The sequence below is a fragment of the Skermania sp. ID1734 genome (genome assembly GCF_007489285.1).
In the GTDB taxonomy this organism is placed as follows: domain Bacteria; phylum Actinomycetota; class Actinomycetes; order Mycobacteriales; family Mycobacteriaceae; genus ID1734.
This window is the reverse complement of sequence record NZ_VLIY01000005.1, coordinates 160300-186383: the sequence shown is the minus strand read 5'-3', so window position 1 is coordinate 186383 and position 26084 is coordinate 160300. Positions and strand designations below refer to the sequence as shown.

The window sequence follows — 26084 nt, the reverse complement described above, 5'->3', positions numbered from 1 at the left end:
CCTCCTGCCGGCGCCTCCGTCACAACTACCAGAACAGTCATCCAACACCATACGAGCGTTCGCAGTGCTGCTCGTCGGCGGCGTGCTGGCACAGATAGCGATGTTCGCGACCGGTGATATTGGTAAGGCCGGCGACGTCACTAGCACCAATCCCTATCTGGAAATCTTCACCACCCTCGGCACTTTCGGCGCATTGGGGCTGATCCTTTACTATCGGCACAGTTCGAATTTTGTGCTTTTTTCGGTCATCGGCGGGTTGATGCTCATCGAGCTCGTGTGGGGCATCGTTGAGCAATCCAAAACACCGTTCCTGGGCACGGTGCTGGCGGTCATCATTCGTATCGGCGCAAGCGGCATATCCCGTGCCCGGGCTGCCGGCATCGTCGTCGGCGGGGTTGCGGTCGGCGCAATGTTCAGCTGGCTACAGTCTTTCAAGGTTGGCACCCTGACCGCTCAAGCAGCCATGCAAGCAGCCTCCGCCGACCTGGAATATCCGCCGGGGGTTCGCCCCTTCCTCAGCATCTTTCGCCGCTTCGACCTCTTCGAGGCCGCCACCGACGTCTACTACATGAATGGCAGACCGTGGATCAGCCCCGCCGAGCTTGCGCATCGTGCCGTGATCGATCTGATCCCCTCGCAACTAGGGGTCACTAAATATCCCTCGGGCGTGGAATGGGCTACGAACGTTCGCGGTAGCTCCGTCGACATGAGCCAGGTAACGGTGTCGCTGGCGGAAGGTCACTTCAACGAGGGCTATCTCGTCGCCGGTTACGCAGGCGTTTTCGCTGAGTCGTTCGTGGTGTTGGCCATGATTTTCCTGGTGGCTCGCTGCCTGCGGTCGCGTCACATCTACCTACTCGGGCTTGCCTTCGTCGAACTGCCGCCACTGTTCGAGCGTGGTGTGCTCGGAATCAGCGAAACGGTCGGCAAGACGCTGCAGCAGATGGTGGTTGCCGCCATCGTCGCGCTCGCCGTTGCCCAATACCGGTCTTTTCGCGCGCATCGCGCCCGTGCGGCTCGCCCGCAAACACCGTCGACCACAGAAAGAGTGGTGTTAGAGAATGCACATGTCTGACATAGCCGGCATATTGCGGCGGGTCTGGTGGGTCGTCGCGGCGATGGCGGTTCTCGGCGCTATCTGTGGCTGGGCCTACGGTTCATCGCGGCCGGTCACATACTCTTCGACAGCACAACTGTATGTGGTGGTGAACAACAGCGGCACTTCCGGTGGCGATGCCAACGACGCAATCCAGGCCGCCCACAGCCGCATCGCCTCGTACGCCGCGCTGGCGACGACCCCAGAAGTCGCCACGAGCGTCGCCCAGGCGCTGGATTTGAACATGACACCGGCGGAAATCGCGAAAGACCTCTCGGTGACGTTTCCGCCCGGCACACTGCTGTTGAATGTTACCGCCACGGCATCCAACCCTCGCTTGGCGAGTGACCTGGCGGCCGAGACCACCCGTCAATTGCAAAAACTCGTCAACACACTGGAAACACCGGCGCCCGGTGTGCCGGTGTGGTCGCGTCTGCTTCCCGTGAGCAACGCGACCCCGCCCGTCTCCTCGGCGTCCAGCAGCACGAAATTCGTCCTCGCCGGACTGGCGGCTGGATTTGTGCTCGGAGCCGCGGCGGCCTATGCGCTCATTCGATTCGACTCCCGCGTGCGTAGCGAGTCCCAGCTCGCAAAAGCAGTCGGCGTCGCGGTGGTACCGGCAGACGATCCACGTGCGCTCCGCGCCGCCGTCTCCGACGCACGCGCCGGCTCTCGCCGGGCCGTGGCGGTGATGAGCCTCGACGTCAATACCTGGCCGATAACTCGTGAACTGGCAAAAAGCATCGCGGCCACCGGTGCATCGGTGCTGGTACTGGATGCACGTACCTCCGGTGCAGGTCTCACTGAGGAGGCCGGTCTCACCGACCGGCCGGGCATGTCCGAATACATTCGCGGGGGCCAAGACATCGCCCTCATCCCGCTCAGCAACGGTGGCGGCAGCCATCGCCGACGAACGAACGCACCTCTTACGTACACCGGTAACGACGGCCAGGCGGCTGCGGTAGCCACCGCGGATCCAGGGAAGCCTCAGGGTGTGCAGGTGATCGGCGCTGGCATCCAGCGCGCCGACCTGCCAGATCTGCTGGCCTTCAGCAGAATGGAATCGATTATCGCCCGGGCCACTTCTATATACGATTACGTCCTCATCGACGGTCTGTCCCCAGGTAGCGACGCCCGGATCGGCTCGGCCGTAAAACTGTCAGTTATCGCACTCGGTGTGCGGTCCGCGGAATCGATCCGCAGCGACTACGGCTTCGACCGCAGACATACCTCGGGCGCGCTAACAAACGGTGATGCGCCCCGGACGCTTGTTGCCTTCACCCACAAGCGGCGGCTCCACAACATGCTTGCCAACGCCGCTCGTCAATCGGTGGGTGGCCCACATGATTGATACGCCACTTCCCAGCAATATTCCAGAGACACCTGGAGGTTCTATTCTCGAAGCCACCTGCGAACGGCCGACCTACTTCGGACCACCGGGCCGACCAGTATTTGGTGTTCTCCATCACCCAGCGTCAAGGCTGGTGCGGGGCACGGTCCTAATATGCTCACCGCTGGCCAAGGAGCAATTCGACAGTGTGCGCGGTCTCCGAATGCTCGCCGAGACACTCGCCGCACGCGGGTTTGCCGCGTTGAGGTTCGATTACTACGGCACCGGCGACTCCGCTCTCGACTCGGTGCGCGAGGATATCGCTGAGCGTTGGCTGGACAGCGTCAACGAGGCCCTCGCCTACTTGCAGGATCTCTCACCGCATCGGCCCGCAGTGATCGCACTACGAGCTGGAGCTCTGATCGCAGGGCAGATCGCCATCCCGTTGGGTCCAGTCATCCTCTGGGACCCGATCAGCAACGGCCGGGCGTTCGTACGAGAACAACGCGCCTTGTATTCCATGACGGTAAACGCCCATCACAACGATTCTGCGAACGGCGCGCGAACCACCGACACCGCGATCGAGGAAGTAGTCGAAGATCCCGACACAGTTGCACTGATCGGCACAAGCTATGCGGACACAGCCGCAAAGAAATTAGCCGAGCTTCGTTTGTCGCCGACCGACGCGCCCATTGCCACACGCTGGCTGGTCGCCCCCCGTCGTGGTCGCCGCGACCCACACCTGGCGCACTTCTGTGAGGCCACGGCAGCAGAGCATCTCGAGGTCGACGGAATGGTTGAGTTTGTCCAGCCGTGTGGGTACGTCGTGCGGATTCCCGGCGAAGCGATTCAGACACTCGCCAGCTGGCTCGACCGCGTGACACCGACCGACACAATGCCGATTGACCCGCGGTACGTCGAACAGGCGGTGTTCGAAGAGGGCCGAGGAATAACTGTCATCGAGCGCATCGAATTCCTGGGACCCAACCGCCTGTTTGCGATCCGGTCGCAGCCTGCCGACGACACCATCGACCGGACGACTCGCACAGCCCTCTTCTTTGGCACTGCCAACGACACCCACCATGGCCCCAATCGAGAATGGGTGACCCTGTCTCGCCTTGCTGCCGCCGCCGGTGCCTGTGCCGTCCGCTTCGACAGGCGCGGGGTGGGCGAGACCGCGAAGGTGAAACTGGACGAATCGACAGCCATCTACTCCGCCGAGGCGATTGAAGACGCGTTCGACGCGGCTGCCGCCGCGGCGCCACCATCGAATTTGCTTGCTGCGGGGGTGTGCTCCGGTTCGTGGTTTTCGGCGCAGTTGGGCAGAACAGCGAAAGCGTCGGCAGTCGTGCTGATCAATGTGATTCTCTGGTCGTGGCGAAACAAGCACGATTGCGCCGACAACGATCAAATGTTACCGGCAGACTTCGGGCTGCTTCGCACCGATCCTGCATTCCAGCGGTCTTTCCGCGGACGCTTCAAATCGTTCTTATCCAAGTACATGCCGTACCGGAGCTGGTTGTGGTTAGGAAGATTTGGCGTTACCCAAGTGCCGGAAGTTCTACTTCGCCCGTTGCTGCAAAAGGGCATCCGGGTCTCGGTAATCCTTGCCCCTTTCGACGCAGATTGGTTCCGAACACAGCGTGGACCAGAAAGCCTGCAACGTCTCGACGCGCCACTACGGGTAATTCGCACCGATGCTGGCGATCACACCGCATATCATCCGGCGGTACGCGCCGCTGTTCGAAGCGAAGTGCTCAGCTGGTGTAAGCAAGAAAGTGCAGAAGTTTCTACTTCCGCGCGCCAGTCCATGCCGGAGGCACATCTTTGAGTGACCGCACTTGAGCGTAGGACGCCATTGCGTGCCATGCTCGCTATTAATACTCATCGACACAATCGAGACAAAGGACACACAGCCCTGTTCGCTCGACTGGCAAGGCGACCCGGCGTCACGACAAATCCGGCGATAGTGTGCTGATGCCGATTCCGAGACACACGCCGGTCACCTCCGACGCTACCGCCGCGACCATCATCGGACCCGACGGCGCCTTCGTGGCCCTGCCGCTGGGAACGGATCCGTCAAGGTGATACGTAAGCGTCCTGCCCGAACTCTGCTGGCTAGCAGGGGGATTAAGCTTTGGGCATGCATTACGATAGCGTTCCTCGTAGCGGCAACAGGTGCGCTGATCCGCAATGTTTACGTCGACCCGAACACGAGCAAGCCGCTACAGCCTGCAGACGCGGTCGTCGTACTCGGCGGCGCGACTTACGAGAGATTTCGCTATGGCATCCAACTCGCCGAAGAAGGTCTTGCTCCCCAGGTATTGATCTCTAACTCTGCAGGCCCCCGAGACCCGGTGATGACACGAATCTGCGATACACCGGCGCGTGTCTCAATTACCTGCTTTCTGCCTGTTCCTTGGACCACTCGTGGGGAAGCGCAAGAAATACGTACTGTCGCCGCGGAACGCGGCTGGCGCAGCATCATCTTGGTGACTTCGACAGACCACTTGTATCGTGCGCGATACATCGTCGGTCGCTGCTTTACTGGACAAATACAGCTGGCGACGTACCCCCAGACTCGCGGTATTTCTGAATTACTCTTCGCGTGGGCCTATCAGACTGGCGGATGGCTGCGGGCGCTCACCCAAAATGGTTGTTGACCACATGCTGGACGGAGGACTGTCGCAAATTTCGCCTATGCTTTCACCCTCGCCTTGAAGGCGAATTCTCGAAATCTTCCTGCGTCCACCTGCAAAGATATTCGACGGTATCATGTGATCGAACCGCGGAGCATCTGGAACGGCGCGGTAGACAAACTAACGCGACAACCCATGAGTGCTATTTGCGACGTTCGTGTGCTCCATTCGTCGTGCGATAACGACTCCCGGCATTGAGGAGGAACTGACATTGTCGAGAGTGGCAATCGTTCACGAGCGATGGACCGAACGCGGCGGCGCGGAAAACGTGGTTCAACAGTTGGCCATGGAGTGGCCGGAAGCCACCGTTTATGTCCCGTTCGCCGACCCCACCGCCATTCCTCCGGCGCTCGAAGGCCGCATGCGGGTGACGGCGTTGGATCGCTTGCACAGAGCGACCGGCCGACAATCCCACGCGCCACTGTTGCCCCTGGTGCCAAGAAACTTACGGGCGCTGGATTTCGGAGACGCCGATGCAGTGATCATCAGCCATCACGCCCTCGCCCTCGCGGCCGCGAGCGCTGCGATGGTTCCGACGATCGCTTATGTGCACTCCCCTGCACGATGGGCATGGGATCCAGCAATGCGCCGCGGCGAGACCTCGAGTCGCGTAGGTCGTGCAGCGTTGTCTGCGCTCGCTCGTCAGACGGTTCGCACCGAGAGCCTCGCCGCTGGGAAGGTGACGGCGATCGTGGCCAATTCCCGCGAGGTCGCTCGACGGATCGAAAAGTGGTGGGGCAGAAGCTCCGTTGTCGTTCATCCGCCAGTAAACACGGACCGGTTTGTGCCCATTGGGCCGGCGGCCAAGGAAGATTTCTTTCTCCTCGCCGGCAGGCTCGTTCCCTATAAGCGTGCTGATCTTGCCGTGCGGGCTGCTCGGCGAGCGGGTGTGCGGCTCGTCGTTGCAGGTGATGGCCGATCTGCGGCGCAGTGCAAGGCGATCGCCGGTCCGGAAACCACATTCTTGGGCAGAGTCTCCGACGCTGAGCTGGTTGGGCTGCAGCAAAAGGCGCGTGCGCTAATCATGCCGGGGGTGGAAGACTTCGGGATTGTGCCGGTCGAGGCAATGGCCTGCGGCACCCCGGTGATCGCGCTCGGCGCAGGTGGATCGCTCGACACCGTCATCCCCGATGTGTCAGGAATACTGATCGAACCCGGCGAGGATGAAGCGGTTGTCGACCGATTCGCGGCAGCGATGCGTGGCTTTCGGCCGGCCGAGTTCAATGACACCGAAATACGTCGCCACGCAGAAGCCTTTTCCGAGAAGCAATTTCGGATAAAGATGCGTGAAGTGGTCTCCAACTTGTGAGGAGGCCTGGCTCGTCACAAGTGGCCGGGCGAAACTGATTACCCAGACTACGCACGACCAACTGGCACCGCGAAGGAATTCTGCGCCCGCACGGTTCCGGACGGGACATTTTTGCAATCACCTCTCTGCCGTAGCGCGACGGTCTTCACCGCGCCAGCAGGCAAATGAAACCAATCATCGGAAGGCTCGTAGCCCTCCACATCGATCGCGACATAACGAGCAGTTCGGTGAGCAAGAACCTGCATCTGCCACGCGCCGCTTGCTGACTGGCGAACAGTCGCGGTAAGGCCGATGTCCTCCCGATGCGGCTGGTAGAGACTCACGAGCTGAACATCTTCGGCAACAGGCACACCATCCCGTACCAAAGCCACCCGGACCGCTTCATACCCACGCGGACCGAACCTGTACGCATGCCCGACATCGACGAACCGCCCCAGCAGCGCATCGAGCGTGGTGGTTGTGGCTGATCGCGGCGGCAGAGAAACCTCGCGGCGGACGATTGTCGGCACATCCGTGCCGACCGCGTACAACTCGACAATCAACTCCGCCTCGACGTCAGAGCCAGTGTCGTTGAACATGTCGACACGAATCCCGTTCAACCCATCATCTGAAACCGTCACTGCCACTGGCTGAAGCACGCGTGAAAGCGGATACCACGGCGCCTTCGGACGACCCTCGCTGTCCAGCAGCCCCCACCCTGCCCCCGGCTCGAAGTCCCGTAGGGCCAACACGAGCGCCCCGTCGCACCCGGAATCGGTTCGCCGCCAATACTTGTAGCAGGACACCATGGCTTCGATGATCGCAGCACGGCCAAGGTCGAGATACCGATCGGGATCACTCCGACGCACCTCGGCCGGATCGACGCCAAACACGGTGCGCACGTAGAAGTCGCGGGTGTCCTCGAAGTCCCAGGATGCGCCGCGGTCTCGCGGCGCCGCCGCCTTCCAAACCGGATGGTGGCCAGCAACATACGACCCACCGAAGACTCGATCGACCATGTCAACGCTCGGCGGCGTTGCGAAGGCTAGGCATTCGGTAGCAAACCGCACACCGGCGGTGCGAACGTCCGTCAGCGGCCGCTCATAAGCACCGACGCCGAAGTAGTGCGAAACTTCGCTGCGCAGGTACGTTGGCAAGAAGCCGGATTCATTCTGCGATGCGGGTGACGAACTGACGTAGGGCACGTCGGGCGCGAGATCAGCGGCGGCCGCCGGAATCGTTTCATGTATCGCCGAGATCCGGAATGGCCCGAGACCCAAATATGCTGGCTGCTGCTCGGTTTCGCTGCCTCCGCTCAAGACCGCCAATGCCGGGTTTCCGCTAATGCCCATCAACAGCGCGCGCATTTCGGATTCCACAGCAGCCAGAAAGCTCGGGTCCTCCGGCGGGTCTAACGTTGCCAGCATTGCGTCCTGCCACACCATGATTCCCAATTCGGCACAGGCCTGCCAGAAGGCCGGCGACTCGTACACCATGGTTCCAGTGACCCGAACCATGTTCATGCCGCCGTCACGGACCAGCTCGAGAGTCCGTCGAAGCTCCTCGGTGTCGCCGAATCCGACTGGGTCGACAGGTACCCAGCACGCCCCACGGCAGAAGATCTCGACTCCGTTCACGGACAACGCGAATCGACCGTCACGGCGATCTATCGAAAGTTCGCGAAATCCGCACAGCCCCAGGTCGACTTTCTGCGCACCGATCTGAGCCTCGATCCCATACACATCTGGATTGCCGTGGGTATGCGGCCACCACAGCCGCGGATTCTCGACGTGCACTGTGGCCTTCGCAATGACTTCGCCGCTGCTCGCGACCGTCAACACTGCGTCCGTCTCGATTCCAGCAACAACATATTTCACTCGATCCAGCGCTGGATCAAGGCCCCGCCACGCAACTTCGATTCGCACTGTTCCCGTATTGCCGCGGAGTTCAGCTTTGACGTTGCGGCTGACGACAACTGGTGAGCCAGAATCCAGCAGGTGCATTGGCCGCCACGGTCCGGCCGGGGCCGGCAGCCGGGAAAGAAACGCGGCCCGGCCGATGAGAGTCGTCCGGAACCAGCGCCATGCTTGGTTTGGCAGCAAACCACTGCGCCAGCGCCCCCGTGGGTGTCGCGTAGCGACCAGCTCGCCCATCGATCGAAATCGGATGCTGATCCGGAATTCGGCTCGCAGATGGTCTATTTCGAGATTGAGCGGGATAAACATCGACTCCGAGCTCGCGAGAAGCGTGTCATCGAGCCAAATCTCCGCGACCGTCGCCAGTCCGTCGCATTGCAAGTGCCACGGGCCGATCCCAATTCGCCGCACGTCGGTGACGAACCACCAGTCGAACGCGTCGACGTCTACGTCGGTGCCGACGCTTTGGGCGACGGTACCGGGCACAGTGGCGGCAAACCATGCGTCGTCATCACGCGCCGGCAGGTCGCCTGGCTTCGTGACCGAATCTGGTGCGGTTGCGCAGCAGTACCACTGGGCGTCGGTGATCAAGTCCATTGCTGCTCAGATTAGCGACAATGCGCACGTGGTGTGAAAGAACGCGGCGCTCCACGCCTGCGCAGCATGATCGAACGCGTCGGGGAGTGACGACGCACCGCGCCCGTTTGCCGCGCGAGCGACTTGGAATTGGATTGCCTTGAGCGCACCCGCCACGCTGTCGAATGCCCGTGCCGCATGGTCCGCGTCGCTGACGCCCCTCGCGTCCAGATAACGCATGAAGTCCGCGGCAATCTCAGCTGTCGCCCCGCACTGTCGCAGGGTTCCGAACGACCAGTCGTGAAAGACGTCGATGCCCTCGCTGGCCAACCACGGGATTTGATCGATGACAAAGGCACCCATCTCCGCGACGGGGTTCTCTTTGGGCCGGCGCTCCAAATACTTGTGTGCCAGCGCTATTCCCACGTCGTAGTTGGCCCCGGGCTTGCCGCGGCCCAGGAATACCTGCTCGACGTACGGTGGCATGGCTCGCGAGAACGCGCCGAACAACCCATCGAAATCGGCATCGACCAACCGGTAGTAACCGCCATTGTGAAAATACTCGAGCACCCGCCGCCCGGTATCTACGTAGTTCGGAACGACAGTCGTCTTCGTGTGTTCACGTCGATAGCTGGTGCCGCTGGTATCCGGAAGCCAATATCCGTCAACCTCCACGGTGGACAGGATGCCTGCCTCGCAATTGTCCGAAATGTGCTCGAGGACCGGCTTCCACACGTTCATCTCGCCGACCTCGATGCCGTAGAGATCGAACAAGTCCTCCGGCTGCACCTTAAGGAACTTCCACTGCCGGCCATCGAAGTCTGCAGCCAAGGCCGGGGCCAACACCGGCAACGGATCCATCCCGAGTGAATGCAGTACCTCGACCCACAGATCGACGTAGCAGTTGGTTTCCGGCCAGATGCGGCCGTCGCCATGAATTGGATGAGCCCGATAGTCGTCCGGGTCAACATTGATCAGTCGTACGGTCACGCCGGCACCAGTCGTCGCACATCGTCAATCCAGCGTGAGGTGTTCAACCCACGGCTCCGAATCAATGCCAGCGCAATACGTTCCAGGCCGAAGCCGACGCACGATGAGTGCGCATCGGTTCCCTGCGGAGTGCGAATACCAAACCCGACACCGAAGTGGTCTTCGTGATAATTGCAGGATGCCAGCGCGGTGCCCTCGTTCAACCCGTCGTACAGGTCGACCACGAGTTCAGTTTTCAGTCCGGCATCACGCTGATTGACAGCCAGCATTCGACCCGCACGACCAAAGAACGGATCGTTCGCGCCGACCACCTTCGGCTCGAGATCGAGAGTGCACAACACGTTTCGCGCGGTATCGATCCACTCCTCGCGATGCGCGGTGGCCTGAACGGCCGTGCCAACGCGGACGAACTCCCGCATACGAAAGGCCTGCATTCGCAAGGGGTCCGGCGACGGCTCATGCCGGAAGCAATATCCGTGAACATCGAACAGGACGCCGGCTTGGCTCAAATCCCGGGGAAGCGTTTCGTACACCGGATGACAGGCCGCCGACACCAGGCAGGTCTCTCCGGGATGCAGCCACTGATCCCATTGCTGGCCAGCGGATCTCGCTGCCAGCAAAGCCCGGTGCTCGCTATCGGTGCCATCGAAGCTGTGCACCGTGCCGGTCAAGTTGGGAAACGACACGATGTAGTCGGTGCGTTCGAAGGACGCTCGCGGGTAGACGGGTGGAAACCGCACTTTCGTCGCGGTTGGCGGCGCTACCCGTGAGATGAGCGCATCCACTGCCTCGACGATGTCCTCGAAGGCCTCGGACCGCCCATAGAGACCCGGCACCGCGGTCGGTAGGAGGAGACCGGCGTCCACGAGTTCCGTTCGAAACGACTCGTACGCGGCGCCAACAACTTCCGTCGTCACGATAGGCCGCCTGCGACAACGGACAGCTGCGCCGAGTTGGCCATGATCCGATCGTTGTTCACCATCAATGACGCCCCGTAAGCATCGCGAAGCGACCTTCCGAGGCTGAATTCGGAATCCTCGCGATAGCCCGAGATTCCACAGATCAGGAGCGCTTTGGCGACAACGTCTACGACCAACTGCGACGCGGTCACCTTCAGGTTGTTCATGGCCAGCGAATATCCGATGTCACCGTCGCTGGCGCTGCCGGCAAACGCCCGCTCTTCGTACCGCCGCGCAGATCTGGTCACCAGATCGGCGAACTGCTGATGCAATGCAAACGCCTCGGCAAGGCGAAGCGCCGCCGGCGTTACTGTGCCCGGATCTTTGCGAGCCGCCCGCCGGGCAAAGCGCTGCGCCTTCTCCAGCGCACCCTCGGCGATACCGAGCCACACAGCGCTCCACAGACAGTGCGAGGCGGGCAACATCGTTTGTGCTGAGATGTTGGCGTAGGGGTCACCGATGACCATCTCGGCCGGGACATCCGCCGTCAGCTTGAATCCGGGGCTGCAGGTTCCCCGCAAGCCAAGGGTGTTCCACTCGCTCAGTTGAGTGAGGACTGTGTCCGTGCGCCGGCACACGACGAGCACCTGATCGGTAGGGGCGCTGTCTGGCGACCGTCTTGCAGTGACGAGAATGGCGTCCGAGTGCTCACCGTATGAGATGACTGGCGCGGTCTTGGCGAGAAAGACGCGGTCACCCGCTGGTTCCACCGCGCAACTGCTGGTGCGGATGTCTCCGCCGATGCCGATTTCGGTGGTAGCTGACGCAATCAACAGCCCCTTTGTGCCGATCTCTTGCAGGAAGCCCCGCACCGGTTCACCGCCATGCCGGACCAGCGACACAATCTGGGACTGGTGCATCGCAAAGATCATTGCCGTAGCCGCACAACGCTGTCCGAGCATCCTCGCGACATCGCACAGCTCCGACATGCTTGCGCTCGCCCCGCCGTCGCCAACTGGCAACGCCATCGCCAGCAGCCCGGCAGATCTCAGGGCATCGATCGCCTCGACCGGAAAGCGCGCCTGCCGATCGACATCGTCTGCGAACTGTGCGGCAATCTCATCGGCTATTTCACGTGCCTGCTGTTCGAGTGTCGGCGCGGTCGTCAGGGTCTCGCTCATTCGACACCCAACTCGGTAAGTGCCGCACGAATCGCGTCGATGCTGGCAAACGTGCTCTTTCGGAGCAATTGGTCGGGGAACTCGATGTCGAAGGACTCCTCGAGAGCGAGCATCACGGAAACGGAGGCTTGCGAGGACAATCCGGCTCGGTACAGATCCGCATCGGCAGCGAGCTCAGTCGCTGGCGTGAGCAATCGACCGTTCCGCTCGAGCACCTTGCGGATCATTTCCTCAGTCAAAGACATCTCAGTCGCCTCCACCGACGCCGTTGGATGCGTGCGCGGACACGACCGCGAACGCAATGGTTTCTTCGTGCGAAATAGATACGTCGAATGTGCTTAGCCGCTGCCGACGTGCGAGATCGGCCGCAGTGCGATACAACTCGACCTCGACGCCGCCCCACGGCGCGCGAAGTACTTCGATGTCCGTCCAGGACAGCGCTTCGGTTGCGTGGGGCCGGAGCACCTTTGCAACCGCCTCCTTAGCGGCGAATCGTGCCGCGAGGCGCGGGTACCGCGAAGCGCCGCGGCAGGACTCCAATTCACGAGCGGTGAAGACCCTGCGTATGAAAGCTTCGCCGAACCGGTCGACATCTGCTTGAAAATTGGCGACAACAACCACATCGCAGCCGACTCGATGCCCACATTCAACCAATGCCACCCCGTAATTTAAACTTCCGCTACATACGCATTGCAGAACATACAGTAGCCGAGCAATCGAAATTGCTGTCGAGCAATGAATTCACCCAGATTTTCACCCTCGCGCCGCTGCGTGAAAGCAATGAAAATACCTGAAAGTACTCCGTCTTTCTCGCCCTGGGTGCCGACGATTTCCCGCGCCGAAAGAAGCCGCACCGGTTAGTTTTCCGATCGAATGCGCTTGGGAGACTGGACATCCAGTTGTACAGGCCCGACTGCCGGCATCCCGGTGGCTGCGCACACGGCCACGCACGTGTCCCGATTTGCATCGAGGAACGTCCGCGATCAATTCTGCATCTTTGCCGCCGCCGCTTACTCCGAAAGCAATTGCAGTCTCTTTGCCTCCGCCACCGCATCTTCTCGACTTTGCACGCCGAGTTTTCGATAGAGATTTCGCAGCTGCGATTTCACGGTATTCACCGAAATATACAACAGCGTGGATATTTCCTTGGTGCTCATTCCCTCATCGAGCAGCCGCAGAATTTCCGCCTCGCGCGCTGTCAGACGGACGACCGGCAGGGAGCTCTGCGAAAAGACCGCGAGCCCGGCCGGGACTGCCGACGGCGCTTCGCCAGAAAGGGCACCAAGACGTTGCCGTTGGTCCGCGTCGATAAACACGAATGGCAAATAGCATCCAGAAGAAGCCGCCAGCGCGCACGCGACGCGCCACGATGTGACCGCCTCAGTGTCCTGACCGAAAGCCAGCTGAGCGGCAGCGACGATGAGCAAGGCATCGATCCGTACCCGCGGATACACGCTCGGCGACCAGGCGATCGCGCTGACCAATGTCAACGCCGCCTGCGGATTACCGGTCAGCAGTTCAGCCCGCGCCCGCGCCACCAGCAAGATCGGGTCACTCGCAGCGTTCACAGTCGCGACCCGCGCAAGTGCAGCGTTGGCCGATCCTGCCGCCAATTCGAGGTCCACCTGTACCGCCGTAATCAGCGAATAGCCCAACGAGTCCGGCGAATTGAAATGCGCATGCTCAGCAACCAGTCGCGCCTCCCAGCTCAACGCCTCGTGCACGTCGCCTCGCAGCAGCGACCACAGGCCGCGCACATAGGCGACGATGGCCCACCGCTCTTGATGATGGGCGGGCTCGCCCAACGCCTCGAGCAAGGAACCGGCCGCATGAACGTCGAAACGCTCGAGCTGCGCGATCACCTGTGCGCACTGCTCCGGCAGTCGAAAAGCATCCCCCAGATACCGCTGGGACGCGGCGCTTGACTGGCCGACTCCAGCCAATGACGGGACCGAATCATGTCACCTTGAAGTGCCCGCGCGAGCGCGACCGACCCAGCCGTGACCCGTCGCAGGTGACTCGCACCATTTTGAAATGCCTGCTGAAAGAGCAACGCCGCGTCATCGACGTCACCGGCCAGCAGCAGCGTACTGGCCAGTTGCTGGCGGAACAGCGCGATCCGTCGTTCGGCGCCGATGCCGTCGGCCGCCTCCATGGCGTCGAGGATTACCTCGAGGCGTCGTGCTGTCGCCGCGGCCTCCTGATACTGGCCGCGCCGTCGCAGCGCGATCGAGTACGCCACCCCGCGGGTAGCAAGTTTCATCGCCTCTGGTCCGCGGCCGATGTGGATCAACTCATCGGTGGATTCCGGGAATTCGACAGGCGGAGCAGAGACTTCCCCGAGACCAGTTAGCAGAGTGCGCGTGACCTGTACCAATGGAAACCGGCCGCGCTGGGCAGCCGGAAACGATTGCAGCACACGGTGCGCCTCGTCCAAATCATCTTCGATGACGCGAACCACGTTCGACTCGATAATTTCGCCTACGAGCTGCCAGTTTCCGGCATCCGCGGCATAGCGCATCGCCGAAGACGGATCACCCGCGGCGAGACGGCGTCGAGCCAGCTCATTGAGCAACTCGGTGCCCGAGCCGTTCGCGTCCCGCCGCGCGAGCGCAAGCAATCCAAATCGCAATCCGGCCGGGTACCGCAAAGCATCGTCGCGACGACGTCGCTCGAGCACGCCCAGCGCCTCAAGTGCGACCAGGGCGGGTTCCGGATCGGGGATGCCGAGCATTCGAGCGGTATCAGCGTCGACCGTGAGCGCCGGCGCGGTGGTCAGCACAAAATCTCGCCACTCGGCCATGTCTTCACCTGCCAGCGTTTCTTCCGCCAGGCGGACCAGCTGGCTCGAATACTCCGGTCGCACGATGCCGAGTTCATCGATCACCGGAAATCCGATTCGCTTTGCCGTCTGCACTGCCAGCATCGTCGGAGCAACCTCACCCAGAACGAATCGGCATAACCGCCCACACGCTGCGGGGGAAATGCCGACGCCAAACATTCGGTGCAGCTCCTCGGTTTCTGCACGCGTGAATCGCAGATCCTCGGCATCGACCTCCGAGTAATCGACCTGTAATAGCTGCGACCGCGTGAAAACGGGCACTCGCTTTTCGACCACGACAAAAACAAGCGGGCACTGTTGCAGAAGTTCGATGACCTGATCGGCGGCCACCGCATCGACGGCGTCGAGGTGTTCGGCAACCAACACCACGGGAACGTCCAACGCGCCGAGCGCATCGACAACCGCGGAAAACGGTGACTGACCGGTGCTGGCCTGGTGATCGCGGTCGATCTGTGCGAGCGCGGCCCGCCAGTACTCCTCGGCCGTGGTGTTGACCGGGGGCCGCGGCAACCATATTGCCCGGTCCCCGGTTTTTTCGAGCCACGACGTGATCAGCGCGGTCTTTCCTGATTGCCGAGGCCCGCGCACCAACGTCAACCGCGCGGGTGATCCAAGCTGACGGAACAGCCGGGGGCGCCGCATTATTGCGCCGGCCCGGTTTACCGGAGCCGTCGAATACTCGCTGTTCATTCACCCCCCTTGGTCCACAACTAGCAACCCCGAGAGGTGCCGCACACTACTCCCATCGCACCCGCTAACTGAAGTGTTAGCAATCAGTTAGCGAATTTATTGACTCAAAATGCAGCCGCAGGGCCCAAGGGTTTGTGATCATTGACAACGCGCCGGAGCTACACCGCCACTTGCGCATCCGCCCGGTAGCGCGCAACGCTAATTCACCCTGCTAATCACCCGGGATGAGGATTGCTCGTGACCGGATTCGGTCCATAAAATCAGCAAACGCTCAGCTATGCGTGGGTGCAATTCTGCGCAAACCGGATCGGACGGCACCTTGGCGGCACGCGGGATGCCCACGTTGTCAGGCGCAGCCATCCGGTCAACGCGCGTTCGGAAAGGGATGTGGTCAATCCGCGATGACAGATTTCACGGCACGGTTGAACCAATTGTTCGAGACCGTTCATCCACCGGGACGCAGACCACATACCAACGCGGAGGTCGCTGCCGCGCTCACGGCGGCCGGCCACCCAATCTCCAAGCCCTATTTGTCCCAGCTGCGCTCGGGCCAGCGGACCAACCCGTCGAAGGAGACGGTCCACGCGCTGGCGCGATTCTTCAAGGTCAAGCCCGACTACTTCTTCGATGACATCTATGCGAACCGGATCGAACGGGACCTGACGCTGCTCACCCAACTCGAGGGTTATTGGCTGCGCCAACTCAGCGTGCGTGCCTTCGATCTATCCGAAGAATCGCAAAACCTCTTGACGGCGCTGGCGGAAAAGCTGCGCTCCAGCGAAGGGCTTCCCGCGGTTCCGGCGGACGGCAGTTGAGAACCAAGCAACTCACGCAGTAGACCGGATGTCGCGGCCCAACGGGTCAACGCGGCGACGAGAATTTCCGGAGACGAATGTCTCCACGGATCCCTCGATTTCGATGCGATTGCCGCCGGCTCGCTTGGCGCGATACATCGCCGCGTCGGCACGGGCCAGAATCCGGTCGGCGACCTCACGGGTATCGGGCCCGCCCAGATAACCGACGAGTTGGATCATCGCGACACCAAGACTGGCGGTCACCGGCGGCACGTCGTCGGCCCGACAGATCGCCGCGCTGATGCGCTGTGCGAAGGCCGGCACATCAGCCGGCTGAATCTCGGCAATAACCACAAACTCTTCGCCACCAAGCCGACCCACCACCGTGTTGGCGCGAACCACCTCGCTGATCCGGGCTCCGGTGCGAATCAGCACGTCATCCCCGACCGCGTGCCCGTACAGGTCATTGATTTGCTTGAACTTGTCCAGATCGATCGATACCAGCGCCAGGTTTTGCACGAACCGGTCATCCGAGCGAGCGCTGACGATGCGCACGATCCCGGTCTCGATGCCGCGCCGATTGGCCAGCTTGGTCATCGGATCCAACATCGACTCCGCAGCGTCGGCCCTGATCATCCAGAACCCGAACGACACCAGCACCGGCACCACACCCACAGCAACCACGAAAACCAGGGTCTTTGCCGCCGCAAGAGCCAGATCGGAATCGATGAAAGCCATCCGATAGGCGATCACCCCGACGGCAGCAAACGACCAGACCAGATGCGCGACCAGCATTCGCGGGCTGTGGAACAAAATGACGTACGTTCCCGGAATCGCGAGCAGGCTGAGTCCGGCCATCGCGCTGATCGAGTTCGTATCCACGAGGCACGCTGCAACAATGGCGGCATCCGCGAAAACGACAAATGCGCGCGACAACCAGGCCGATGGCCATGGCCCGCAGAACCACCGCAGCATCCACAGCAGGCCGGCCGCCGAGACGGCGGTCGACACCGATCGGGCCAGAATGCCATGCGGTCCGGCGGGCGAGAATTGCGCAGCGACGGCGACGGCGACGATCAGGCCTGTGCACACCCCGATGAGGATTCGGACGATTATGCCGAGTGACCGGGTCTCCAGGTAGTTGCGAAACCAGGCCGGATCTATCGGTTCGGTCCACCACTGCCGGATCAGGGTCAGGACTGCGCGCACCATGACCCCCGTTTCCTACGGCTACCAACAATTCAGGTTATCCCCCACAAAAGGATATCGACGGCACAGCCAATTTCCGACCGCCGAATCGGTAAGCTCGCGACACCGCAAGAGCGGCCTGTGCGTGATTTTTCACCGCGGGCGGTGAAAAATCACGCACGGGCAGGACCGACTCCCACTGCAGGAGGTCGCTGGTGAGCCAGGTTGAGGTTGCGCCCCCGGTTGTCCGGGCGGATCAAGACGTCGCGCCGTCACGCACCCAAATGAACCTGGTGTTCAGCACGGTGATGCTCGGCATGCTGCTGGCCGCGCTGGATCAGACCATCGTCTCCACCGCGCTGCCGACCATCGTCGGCGACCTCGGCGGTGCCGGGCACATGAGCTGGGTGGTCACCGCCTACATGCTGGCCGAGACGGTCGCGACCGTGCTCGCCGGCAAGTTCGGCGACCTGTTCGGCCGCAAGCGGGTCTTCCAGGTTGCGGTGATCGTCTTCATCGTCGGGTCCTTCTTCTGCGGGCTAGCCACCGACATGCACACCCTCATCGCGGCCCGCGCGGTGCAGGGAATCGGCGGCGGCGCACTCACCGTCACCGCGACCGCGCTGATCGGCGAAGCGATCCCACTGCGCGAACGCGGCCGATACCAGGGCGCGCTCGGAGCGGTCTTCGGTGTGACCACCGTGATCGGACCGCTGTTGGGCGGGCTGTTCACCGACCACCTCTCGTGGCGCTGGGCGTTCTACGTGAACGTGCCCATTGCGATCGTGGTCGTCGTGATGGCGGCCAGCACCATCCCCGGCCTGCGTGGTACTTCGCGGCCGCGGATCGACTACCTCGGTGTCCTGTTCGTGGGCCTCGGCGCCACAGGCCTGACCCTGGCGACCGCGTGGGGCGGCACCGAATACCCCTGGGGCTCTACGACAATTGTCGGTCTGTTCGTGGGTTCGGTTGTGGCGCTGGCGATTTTCGTGCTCGTCGAGCTTCGCGCGGAGGAGCCCATCCTGCCGATGCGACTGTTCCGCAACCCAGTTTTTGCCATGGCCTCCGTGCTGAGCTTCATCGTCGGTTTCGCGATGCTCGGCTCCATCACCTTCCTGCCGACATTCCTGCAGTACGTCGGCGGCGCGTCTGCGACGGTGTCCGGAGTGCGCACGCTGCCCATGGTGCTCGGCCTGCTGCTGACCGCCGTGGCCAGCGGCAACGTCGTGGGCAAGACCGGCCGCTACCGCGAATTCCCCATCGTCGGTTCGGCTTTGATGGCCTTAGGGCTCTATCTGCTGTCGCGGATGGATCAGTTCACCTCGATTTGGCTGGAATCGCTCTACATGTTCGTGCTCGGCGCGGGAATCGGGCTGATTATGCAGATCCTTACGCTGATCGTGCAGAACACCGCCGACTTCCGAGACCTCGGTTCGGCCACATCCGGCGTCACATTCTTCCGTACCCTCGGTAGCTCGTTCGGCGCGAGCGTCATGGGCACCATCTACGCCAACCAACTCGATGACAAACTGCCCGCCGCATTATTGAGCGCGCGAGTGCCACCGAGTTCGGTCGCGACACCGCAAGGCGTGCAAGCGCTGCCGGATGCGGCACGGGCACCGATCGTCACCGCATACGCCGAGGCGTTGCATCACATGTTCCTGTTCGCCATCCCCGTAGCGATCGTGGGCTTTGTGTTGGCGCTGTTCCTGCCGCAAGTGAAGTTGCGTGGCACAGCAGCCGAAACGGCCCGGGCGCCGGGCGGTGGGTTCGCCATGCCCGAGGGATCGGACTCCGACACCCAGGTCGAGACCGTGATCGGCCGGATCTTGCGCAACGAGGCGGGCCAAGCCGGCGAGCAGATTCTCGCGCGGTCCGGAAGCGCGCTCGATGCCGCGGGCGCGTGGGGTCTCATGCAGGTGCACGTGCTCGGCGCTGTCTACGGTAGCGCCGTTGCGCAGTCCGATATCGAACGTCGCATCGGTATCCCGCCAGGCGTCCTGACGTCCTTCTTCGACGGCTTGGCCGCGGCCGGCTACCTCCGCCGCGCGGGCGGTCGACTGTCGTTGACCGATGCGGGAATCGATCAGGCACAAGCTATTTCGAACGCCTGGCGAGACTGGCTCCTCGATCGGCTGTCGGATTGGCTACCCGCCCACCCGGCCAGCATGGAGGACTCCCAACGCGTCGACGCCGCGCTGGAACGCATCGTCAACCGCGTCATTCGTGAAGAGCAAGACGACCGAGCTGCACTGGAACCCGCTGGTAGCCATGCAAAGTGATCAGGCTGCGAGGCGTCGGTTCGCCGTCCAGGCGTAGCCCGGGAAACCGTTCGAACAGACCCTGCAGGGCGAAGGTGCCCTCCATCCGGGCCAGGCTCGCGCCCAGGCAGGCATGCACCCCGCTGCCGAATGCCAAGTGGTCCTTGGCGTTTTTCCGGCCGACATCGAATTCGTCGGGATTGTCGAACACCCGCGGGTCCCGGTTCGCCTGACCCAGCCACAGCACAACCGTGCGCCGCGGGGGCAACGCGTGACCCGCCAATTCGACTGGCTCACAAGTGGTACGCGCAGTCCGCTGCACCGGGCTGTCGAATCGCAGCATCTCCTCAATAGCGTTGGGCCACAATTGCGGATCGTCACGGAGCCGGTCCAGCTGAGCACGGTGCCGACACAGCAGCACCGCTCCATTACCGATGAGGTTGACCGTGGTTTCGAAGCCAGCCCCGGCCAAAAGCATTGCGGTGGCGACAAGTTCATAATCGGTGAGGTCGCCGGACGTAACCAGATCGCTCAAGATATCGTCGCCGGGCGCGCGGCGAAGGTCGGCAATGTGCTCGGTGATGGACCGCTCGGCTTCGCGCAGGCCCGCGATTGCGGCCCGGTAGGCCGGCCAGGAGATCCCCGCGTCCAGCAGTGCTGCACCGGCGTTGCCCCAGCCGAGCAACTTGGGCCGCACATCCGCCGGGACACCGAGCATCTCGGCGATGATTGCCACGGGCAGCCGCGCAGCGAAATCCGCGATGAGGTCCGCGGCCGGTCGGGCGGCCAACTCGTCGAGCAGTTCGTTGGTCACCTGGCGCACGCGCTCGGAGAGCCTGGCTATCGCGCGCGGGGTGAAGGCGCGCGACACCGAGCGCCGCAGCCTCGTATGCTCAGGCGGATCGACCATGAGCATCGACGGTGGTTCGGCCGGGCTCGGCAACTGTAGATCAGCGGCACGCAGCAGGGCGCTGGCAGGCCACGGCAGGTTGAGCGCCTCTGGTGCCATGGTTCCGAACCGGTTGTCCCGCAGGACCGACCGACATACCTCATAGTCCACCGACACCCAGGCGCGCGGGGTCCGCACGAGCGGGCCCCGGGCCCGAAAGTCCGCCGCCAGATCGGGCAGTTGCGATGGCGGGAGCGTCCCCATCATGAACTGAGCGAACGGGTCTCCCCTACGCGCCCGGACCCGCAGATAACCGCGCACCAGTCCATGCTGGGCGCCCCATCGAAGCTGACTGCGCATCGCGTCTTCACCCCGGTTCGACGTGCCTGGTTACGGCCACGGTAGCCGCGGCGGGCGAGCGTGTGCATCACCCTGCGGGCGGAGGTTGCAGCTCCTACTGGAGTAGGACGGCTACTGCGTGCGGCCCATCAGTCGCTCGATCTCGCGACGGTCACGTTTTGTCGGCCGGCCGGCGCCTCGGTCACGAATCGGCATCGAGGCGGCAACTTCACGCGAGGGCGGCGGCGGGCTGTGATCGGTGTAGCACTGCACGGCGACCGCCGCTCCGACGCGCTTGAAAATCGGCTCTTCGACGGTGACGATGCGCTCGCGTCCATCGATACGAAGCCGTATTTGATCACCGCGATGGACCAGTTGCGCTGGCTTTGCTGGCGCACCGTTGACGCGGACGTGTCCGGCCCGGCACGCCTTCGCGGCGAGAGCCCGGGTCTTGAAAAGCCGAACCGCCCAAGTCCAGGCATCGACTCGGGCGGTGTCGGTACGTTCGGTCACGACCCCGGGAGTAACCGCAAAGCGGACTACGTAACGCGACGGGCGGCGTAGAAGGCCATCGAGTTCAGCGGCGCGTACTTCACCGGTTGCCCCGAGGTCGAGGCGTGCACGATCTGACCGTTGCCTGCGTAGAGCGCGGCGTGCCCGCCGCCATCGAAGATCACGATGTCGCCCGGCTCGAGGTCGGCCTTCGACACCGCCTGGCCGACCTGGGCCTGCGCGAACGAGGTCCGCGGCAACTGCACACCGGCCTGCCGGTAGGCCCATTGCACCAGGCCAGAGCAGTCGAAGACGTACGGACCGCTACCGCCCCAGACGTACTGGGCGCCGACCTTCGACTCGGCGGCCTGCAGCGCGCGCTCGCCGACGACGTTGGATTGGAAGTTTGGAACCGCAGGGATACCGGGTAGTCCGCTGGGCGGCGGGGGCAATTGCAGATCTGGAAGCTTGGGAAGGGACGGAAGCTGTGGGAGCGAGATCCCTGCAGGCGGCGGCGGGGCGGGCAGATCGGGAACGTTCACGTCGCCGAGCCCCGGGATGTTGATGGTGGCTGCCAAAGCTGGTGCACTAGGCAGGGCTACGGTTCCGGCCGTAACCGCGCCAGCGATGAGCGCGCCTCGGACCACTGGTCGCAAATTCGACTCGCGTTGCAGTCTGTGCTTTCCCACAGATTGACCTTTCCTTCTTCCTCCGTCTGTCCGCTGACCGAGTTAGCTGTCGGGTTCGGGCTCGGAAGCACAGCCCTACTCCTCGCACCCTAAAAACGGGCGCGAGGTGATTCACCCCAGGTGGGTTGGGTCCCCGGCTCAGCGCATCCGTCTGGTGCGCCGATTAAGCGGTTGCCTTGCGCTGCCGCAACAGCGTCGGTACGACAATTTCATTGCAAGGTCACGGAAAGGTTACGCACAGCACACCCCGTTGTCTACCCAGCCCCGTGGCGAGTCGCCGATCGGGGGATGCTATGGGCGTCGTTTCGGAGCTATTCCGGGGTGCTCGGCCACCCACTTTTGACCGGATGCTTGCTGATTATCGAGACCCGATTGAAAGCATTGATGGCGATAGCGGCCCACGCGAGGACCGATATTTCGTCGGGGCTCAGGTGTCGGGCAGCCGCCGCGTACTCGGCGTCGCTCAGGTGCGTGTCGGTCACCCGGGTCACTGCCTCAGCAAGGGCCAAGGCAGCGCGCTCCTTGTCGTCGAACAGGTCCGACTCCTCCCAGACCGGCAGCACCGCCAACCGCTGCGAAGTGTCGCCAGCCTCGAGGAGGAGACGGCTGTGCAGGTTCAGGCAGAACAGACAGCGGTTGAGTTGGGAAACTCGGACGTTGACCAACTCCATCGTCTTCCGCGGCAAACCCACCGACTCGGCGGCGGCACGTACCTCCTGTGCCATCGAGCTGAGCGCCTTGAACACGACGGGGGTCTGCTTGTCGATGAAGACGCGACCGGACACGGTTACCTCCCACGGCTGACTTCGATCCAGCTTCGGGTGTTGGGAGCCCCGAGCCGGTAGGGCGATGTTATGTTCCTCCCAGCAAAAGCAGGGGACTTCTCTTTAGGTCCGATTATTTGGCCCGAATAGCCGGCGCACCCGCGTCCAAACTCGCATGCTGGGCGCGCCGCAACTGGAGGACCGGTGTCGAAACGACTGGCGGCTGCGATTTCTGCGCTCGTTTTCGGGGCGGGTGTGGCTGCGTATGCCGCCGAACCGCACGCACGGGCGGATGCGAACGCACCAACGCCGGTCGGGGCGGCCCCGTGCAGCACCGAACCTTCTCCGACGCATGCGCCGCTGATCGGCACAACACAAGAGGTCATAGTTCCCTATCCCGCGGTCACCGTCGTGCCTTATCCAGTCCCGGCCACGCCGAACCCGACGCGGATCGCGAACCCGACGCTGCCCGCCAACCCGTGCGACGATCCGTGCCCTGATCTGACCGACGAGCCGGCCCAATCGGGCGGGCTGTCGAGCGATCTGCCGAAATTTATCCTCAGCCCCAAGCCGTTTTGGTTCGGCATTCCGGTGCCCAACCCGGACCCGCCGAAGCTGCCGCCGCCACCGGCCCAGGCGCAACCGCCGCGTGATCCGGCGCCCGTGGCGGCCGCCCCGGCGACACCGCACGTCAGTCCGGCCACCGAGGTGGCCAAGGAAACCGGCGCCCACTCGATCAATCGCACCGACAAACGTTGGCAGGTCAACGGAACCGACCTGGGCATCATGTGGCAAAGCGCGCCGGGCGAGGTAGCCGTCGCCTTCGGCGACACCGTCGGCAAGGGCTTCCACCCGCCCGGTGGATTCGGGGAGGACTGGCGCAGCAACGTTCTCGCCTTCAGCACCGACAAAAACCTTTCCGACGGCATGACTTTCGACCGAATGGTGCAAGACAGTCGCTGCCATGCCGCCGAGCTGCTCGGCAGCCGCAAGCTGGACAACATCGAAATAACGACCATTCCGACTTCGGGTTTCGCGATCGGCAATCGGCAGTACATGAGCTACATGTCGATTCGCACCTGGAACAGCATCCCCGGCACCTTCTATACCAACCACGGCGGCATCGCCTACTCCGACGACCACGGCCAGACCTGGGTCAAGGATCCGTATGCACAGTGGGACAACATCTTCGGCGTCACCAAGTTCCAGGTGGCAGCGATGGTGCCCCACGGTGATTACGTCTACATGTTCGGCACGCCCAACACTCGACTCGGCGACGTCGGGGTCGCCCGAGTGCCAAAGGACCAGGTGCTCAACAAGTCTGCCTACCAATACTGGGAAAACGGCGCCTGGACACCAGTGGGCGGGTACACCGAGGCCAGCACCATCGTGCACGGCCCTGCCGGTGAGCTCTCGGTGCGTTACGACAGCGACCGCAACATGTGGCAGATGAGCTACCTCGACACTGCCAAGGCCGCAATCGTGCTGCGTGAGGCGAATTCGCCGCAGGGCGCCTGGTCCGGCGAAGCGCCGATGGTCAGTGCGATGCAGTACCCGGAGCTGTACGGCGGCTTCATCCACCCGTGGTCACACGGCCGGGACCTCTATTTCACGATGAGCACCTGGTCCGACTACAACGTCTACCTGATGCACGCCACTGTGAACTGAGGGCTTTGAGGGCTACTGCCCGGTCGGCACCCAGTTGCCGTGAAAGCCGGCCGGGATCCGGTGCGGGATGCCAATAGTGGCAACAGTTTCCAGGGTAGCGGCGTCGAGAATGGTCAGGTCGCTGCGATCGGTGGTGGCGTCGTAGACGTAACCCATCAGCACGCCCTCGTCTTCGGCGGCGTCCGCGGACGCCGGATGAAACACGAACTCCCCCAGCTGCTTTCCCTTACCCAAACCACGGGTTCGGGTGGTTCCGGCGACCAGGTCGTGCTTGAGCAGGACATCGGTGGCCCCCGCCTGCGGGCCGACCGCCGGTGCATACCCGAAGCGGTGCCGCTTACCCACCAGCCGCTCGTCCACGCGCGGAAACTCTTGTCCGCGATCATCGATCCGCGACTCGCGCACCTTGCCGTCTGCCAGGTCGATCGTCCAGCGGTCCAGTGTGGGCGTTCCCTCGTCGGGGCCGCGTAATTCGGTGTCGAACATCTTCGGGTGCCGGACGACGTCGAGCACGATTGTGTCGCCCTCGTCGTAGGCGTTCATCGGATGGAAGACGTAGCACGGCTCGACGTCGAACCAGCGCACGTCGTCATTCCCACCGTCCCTTGGCATTACGCCGACACGCGCCGGGTAGTGGGGGTTCCAGCGGTAGGGCATGCGCCGGTCGCTGGGATCGCGCGGCAGTCGTGCGGCGATCGGGTCCGGTATGCGGACGCGTCCGAGCAACGCGGACATCACCAACCGCGCCGGCGTGCGCATCGCCCGTGGCACGTTCATCGGAACGGCCTGGCGAGCGTCGAAGGTGACCGGGAGGTCGTAGAAGACAACATGCTTTTCGGTGAGGGAAAAGTCGTGCATCATCGGACTGCCGGTGACATCGACGTCCACTGTCCGCCGGGCCCGGCCGTCGGTGCCGATTACGGAGTACTGCACCGACTTACCGCGATTGAAGGCGTACGAAACCGCATGCAGCTCGCCGGTTTCCGGATCGCGCTTCGGATGCGCCGTGTAGCCACCGTGCAGTGTTCCGTCGAAGTCACAGCTGCCGACGGTGTCGAGTTCGTCGGTGAGTTCGTACGGCGTGGCCCCGCCCTCGATGATGGCAAATGTCCTGCCAGCATGGCCGATGACGTTCGTGTTCGCCGCGAACGACAATGGCCCGGCATTGGCCCGGTCCGGCCTCGGCGGTTCACCGAGCGCCGCGCAGACCCCTGGACTGCGCACCCACCGGTTGCGGTACCACTCGGCCTTACCGTCGCGAATGCGAACGCCATGGACCATGCCGTCGCCGAGGAACCAGTGGTACAGGTCGGGATCGATTTCACCCACCGGGTTGGGTCCGTTGCGGAGGTAGCGTCCGTCGAGATAGTCGGGAATGGCGCCGGTGACCTCGAGATCGGTGAGCGTGAATTCCTCGTGGATCGGCGCGAAACCGCCTTGCAGATAGGGATTGAGCATCAGGACCTCCATGCATAACACGGTTATATGCTAGG

The 26084-nt window shown here is 62.9% G+C and carries 22 protein-coding genes and 1 riboswitch; of the genes, 8 read left to right on the top strand and 14 right to left on the bottom strand.

Translation table 11 applies throughout. From position 1 onward, the window contains the following. The first annotated feature begins 64 nt into the window (after nucleotides 1-64). From FOS14_RS08210 to FOS14_RS08190, 5 genes are all read left to right on the top strand, one after another. On the top strand, nucleotides 65-1075 hold the full coding sequence (locus FOS14_RS08210; protein ID WP_143769802.1) for a hypothetical protein: 1011 nt from the start codon (nucleotides 65-67) through the stop codon (nucleotides 1073-1075). Further along, nucleotides 1068-2447, top strand: a complete 1380-nt coding sequence (locus tag FOS14_RS08205) for a Wzz/FepE/Etk N-terminal domain-containing protein (protein WP_185981670.1) — start codon at nucleotides 1068-1070, stop codon at nucleotides 2445-2447. The genes FOS14_RS08210 and FOS14_RS08205 overlap by 8 nt, the downstream gene beginning before the upstream one ends. Nucleotides 2448-2649: 202 nt before the next feature. Then, entirely contained in the window at nucleotides 2650-4257 is a 1608-nt protein-coding gene (locus tag FOS14_RS08200) for a hypothetical protein (RefSeq protein ID WP_143769800.1), read from the top strand. 253 nt (nucleotides 4258-4510) lie between these two features. Beyond that, on the top strand, nucleotides 4511-5089 hold the full coding sequence (locus FOS14_RS08195) for a YdcF family protein (RefSeq protein WP_255450159.1): 579 nt from the start codon (nucleotides 4511-4513) through the stop codon (nucleotides 5087-5089). 241 nt (nucleotides 5090-5330) lie between these two features. Continuing rightward, the gene (locus FOS14_RS08190) at nucleotides 5331-6434 is read left to right on the top strand and encodes a glycosyltransferase (RefSeq protein WP_143769901.1); all 1104 of its coding nucleotides are present in this window, start codon (nucleotides 5331-5333) and stop codon (nucleotides 6432-6434) included. A gap of 47 nt (nucleotides 6435-6481) precedes the next feature. On the opposite strand, the gene FOS14_RS08185 is transcribed toward FOS14_RS08190, so the two are convergent. The 8 genes from FOS14_RS08185 to FOS14_RS08150 all read right to left on the bottom strand — a co-directional run bounded on the left by FOS14_RS08185 (nucleotide 6482) and on the right by FOS14_RS08150 (nucleotide 15507). Further along, nucleotides 6482-8926, bottom strand: coding sequence for a glycosyl hydrolase (locus FOS14_RS08185; RefSeq protein ID WP_143769799.1), 2445 nt, complete (start codon nucleotides 8924-8926; stop codon nucleotides 6482-6484). 6 nt (nucleotides 8927-8932) lie between these two features. Next, on the bottom strand, nucleotides 8933-9895 hold the full coding sequence (locus FOS14_RS08180) for a DUF1839 family protein (protein ID WP_143769798.1): 963 nt from the start codon (nucleotides 9893-9895) through the stop codon (nucleotides 8933-8935). Beyond that, nucleotides 9892-10812, bottom strand: a complete 921-nt coding sequence (locus tag FOS14_RS08175; protein WP_255450157.1) for an amino acid--[acyl-carrier-protein] ligase — start codon at nucleotides 10810-10812, stop codon at nucleotides 9892-9894. The genes FOS14_RS08180 and FOS14_RS08175 overlap by 4 nt, the downstream gene beginning before the upstream one ends. After that, the gene (locus FOS14_RS08170) at nucleotides 10809-11975 is read right to left on the bottom strand and encodes an acyl-CoA dehydrogenase family protein (protein WP_143769796.1); all 1167 of its coding nucleotides are present in this window, start codon (nucleotides 11973-11975) and stop codon (nucleotides 10809-10811) included. Before FOS14_RS08170 ends, FOS14_RS08175 begins: the two co-directional genes overlap by 4 nt. Continuing rightward, on the bottom strand, nucleotides 11972-12214 hold the full coding sequence (locus FOS14_RS08165; protein WP_143769900.1) for an acyl carrier protein: 243 nt from the start codon (nucleotides 12212-12214) through the stop codon (nucleotides 11972-11974). The genes FOS14_RS08170 and FOS14_RS08165 overlap by 4 nt, the downstream gene beginning before the upstream one ends. Before the next feature lie 7 nt (nucleotides 12215-12221). Then, a complete protein-coding gene (gene acpS, locus FOS14_RS08160) occupies nucleotides 12222-12635 on the bottom strand; it encodes a holo-ACP synthase (RefSeq protein WP_143769795.1) in 414 nt (137 codons plus the stop codon). A gap of 350 nt (nucleotides 12636-12985) precedes the next feature. Further along, complete coding sequence (locus FOS14_RS08155) at nucleotides 12986-13837, bottom strand: helix-turn-helix transcriptional regulator (protein ID WP_185981669.1); 852 nt, start codon at nucleotides 13835-13837, stop codon at nucleotides 12986-12988. After that, nucleotides 13834-15507, bottom strand: coding sequence for a hypothetical protein (locus FOS14_RS08150; RefSeq protein WP_143769793.1), 1674 nt, complete (start codon nucleotides 15505-15507; stop codon nucleotides 13834-13836). Before FOS14_RS08150 ends, FOS14_RS08155 begins: the two co-directional genes overlap by 4 nt. Nucleotides 15508-15908: 401 nt before the next feature. Between FOS14_RS08150 and FOS14_RS08145 the strand changes: the two genes are divergently transcribed. Continuing rightward, on the top strand, nucleotides 15909-16322 hold the full coding sequence (locus tag FOS14_RS08145; protein WP_143769792.1) for a helix-turn-helix domain-containing protein: 414 nt from the start codon (nucleotides 15909-15911) through the stop codon (nucleotides 16320-16322). A gap of 12 nt (nucleotides 16323-16334) precedes the next feature. Here FOS14_RS08145 and FOS14_RS08140 read toward each other — a convergent pair whose 3' ends face one another. Further along, entirely contained in the window at nucleotides 16335-17513 is a 1179-nt protein-coding gene (locus FOS14_RS08140) for a diguanylate cyclase (RefSeq protein WP_143769791.1), read from the bottom strand. A gap of 260 nt (nucleotides 17514-17773) precedes the next feature. Here FOS14_RS08140 and FOS14_RS08135 point away from each other — a divergent pair, with 260 nt between their 5' ends. After that, nucleotides 17774-19771, top strand: a complete 1998-nt coding sequence (locus tag FOS14_RS08135) for an MDR family MFS transporter (protein ID WP_143769899.1) — start codon at nucleotides 17774-17776, stop codon at nucleotides 19769-19771. On the opposite strand, the gene FOS14_RS08130 is transcribed toward FOS14_RS08135, so the two are convergent. The 4 genes from FOS14_RS08130 to FOS14_RS08115 all read right to left on the bottom strand — a co-directional run bounded on the left by FOS14_RS08130 (nucleotide 19710) and on the right by FOS14_RS08115 (nucleotide 22944). Then, nucleotides 19710-20999: a cytochrome P450 gene (locus FOS14_RS08130; RefSeq protein ID WP_143769790.1), complete on the bottom strand. Its 1290-nt coding sequence runs from the start codon at nucleotides 20997-20999 to the stop codon at nucleotides 19710-19712. The two genes, FOS14_RS08135 and FOS14_RS08130, sit on opposite strands and share 62 nt — an antisense overlap. Before the next feature lie 111 nt (nucleotides 21000-21110). Continuing rightward, entirely contained in the window at nucleotides 21111-21491 is a 381-nt protein-coding gene (locus FOS14_RS08125) for an RNA-binding S4 domain-containing protein (RefSeq protein WP_143769789.1), read from the bottom strand. A gap of 26 nt (nucleotides 21492-21517) precedes the next feature. Beyond that, complete coding sequence (locus FOS14_RS08120; protein WP_143769788.1) at nucleotides 21518-22159, bottom strand: C40 family peptidase; 642 nt, start codon at nucleotides 22157-22159, stop codon at nucleotides 21518-21520. Between the two features lie 15 nt (nucleotides 22160-22174). Then, a riboswitch (cyclic di-AMP (ydaO/yuaA leader) is annotated at nucleotides 22175-22339 on the bottom strand. A 131-nt stretch (nucleotides 22340-22470) separates the two neighbouring features. Then, nucleotides 22471-22944, bottom strand: coding sequence for a carboxymuconolactone decarboxylase family protein (locus FOS14_RS08115; RefSeq protein WP_255450156.1), 474 nt, complete (start codon nucleotides 22942-22944; stop codon nucleotides 22471-22473). A gap of 183 nt (nucleotides 22945-23127) precedes the next feature. On the opposite strand from FOS14_RS08115, the gene FOS14_RS08110 reads away from it, so the two are divergent. Beyond that, nucleotides 23128-24591: a DUF4185 domain-containing protein gene (locus FOS14_RS08110; RefSeq protein WP_143769787.1), complete on the top strand. Its 1464-nt coding sequence runs from the start codon at nucleotides 23128-23130 to the stop codon at nucleotides 24589-24591. 12 nt (nucleotides 24592-24603) lie between these two features. Here FOS14_RS08110 and FOS14_RS08105 read toward each other — a convergent pair whose 3' ends face one another. Then, complete coding sequence (locus tag FOS14_RS08105; RefSeq protein WP_143769897.1) at nucleotides 24604-26049, bottom strand: carotenoid oxygenase family protein; 1446 nt, start codon at nucleotides 26047-26049, stop codon at nucleotides 24604-24606. Nucleotides 26050-26084 lie beyond the last annotated feature (35 nt).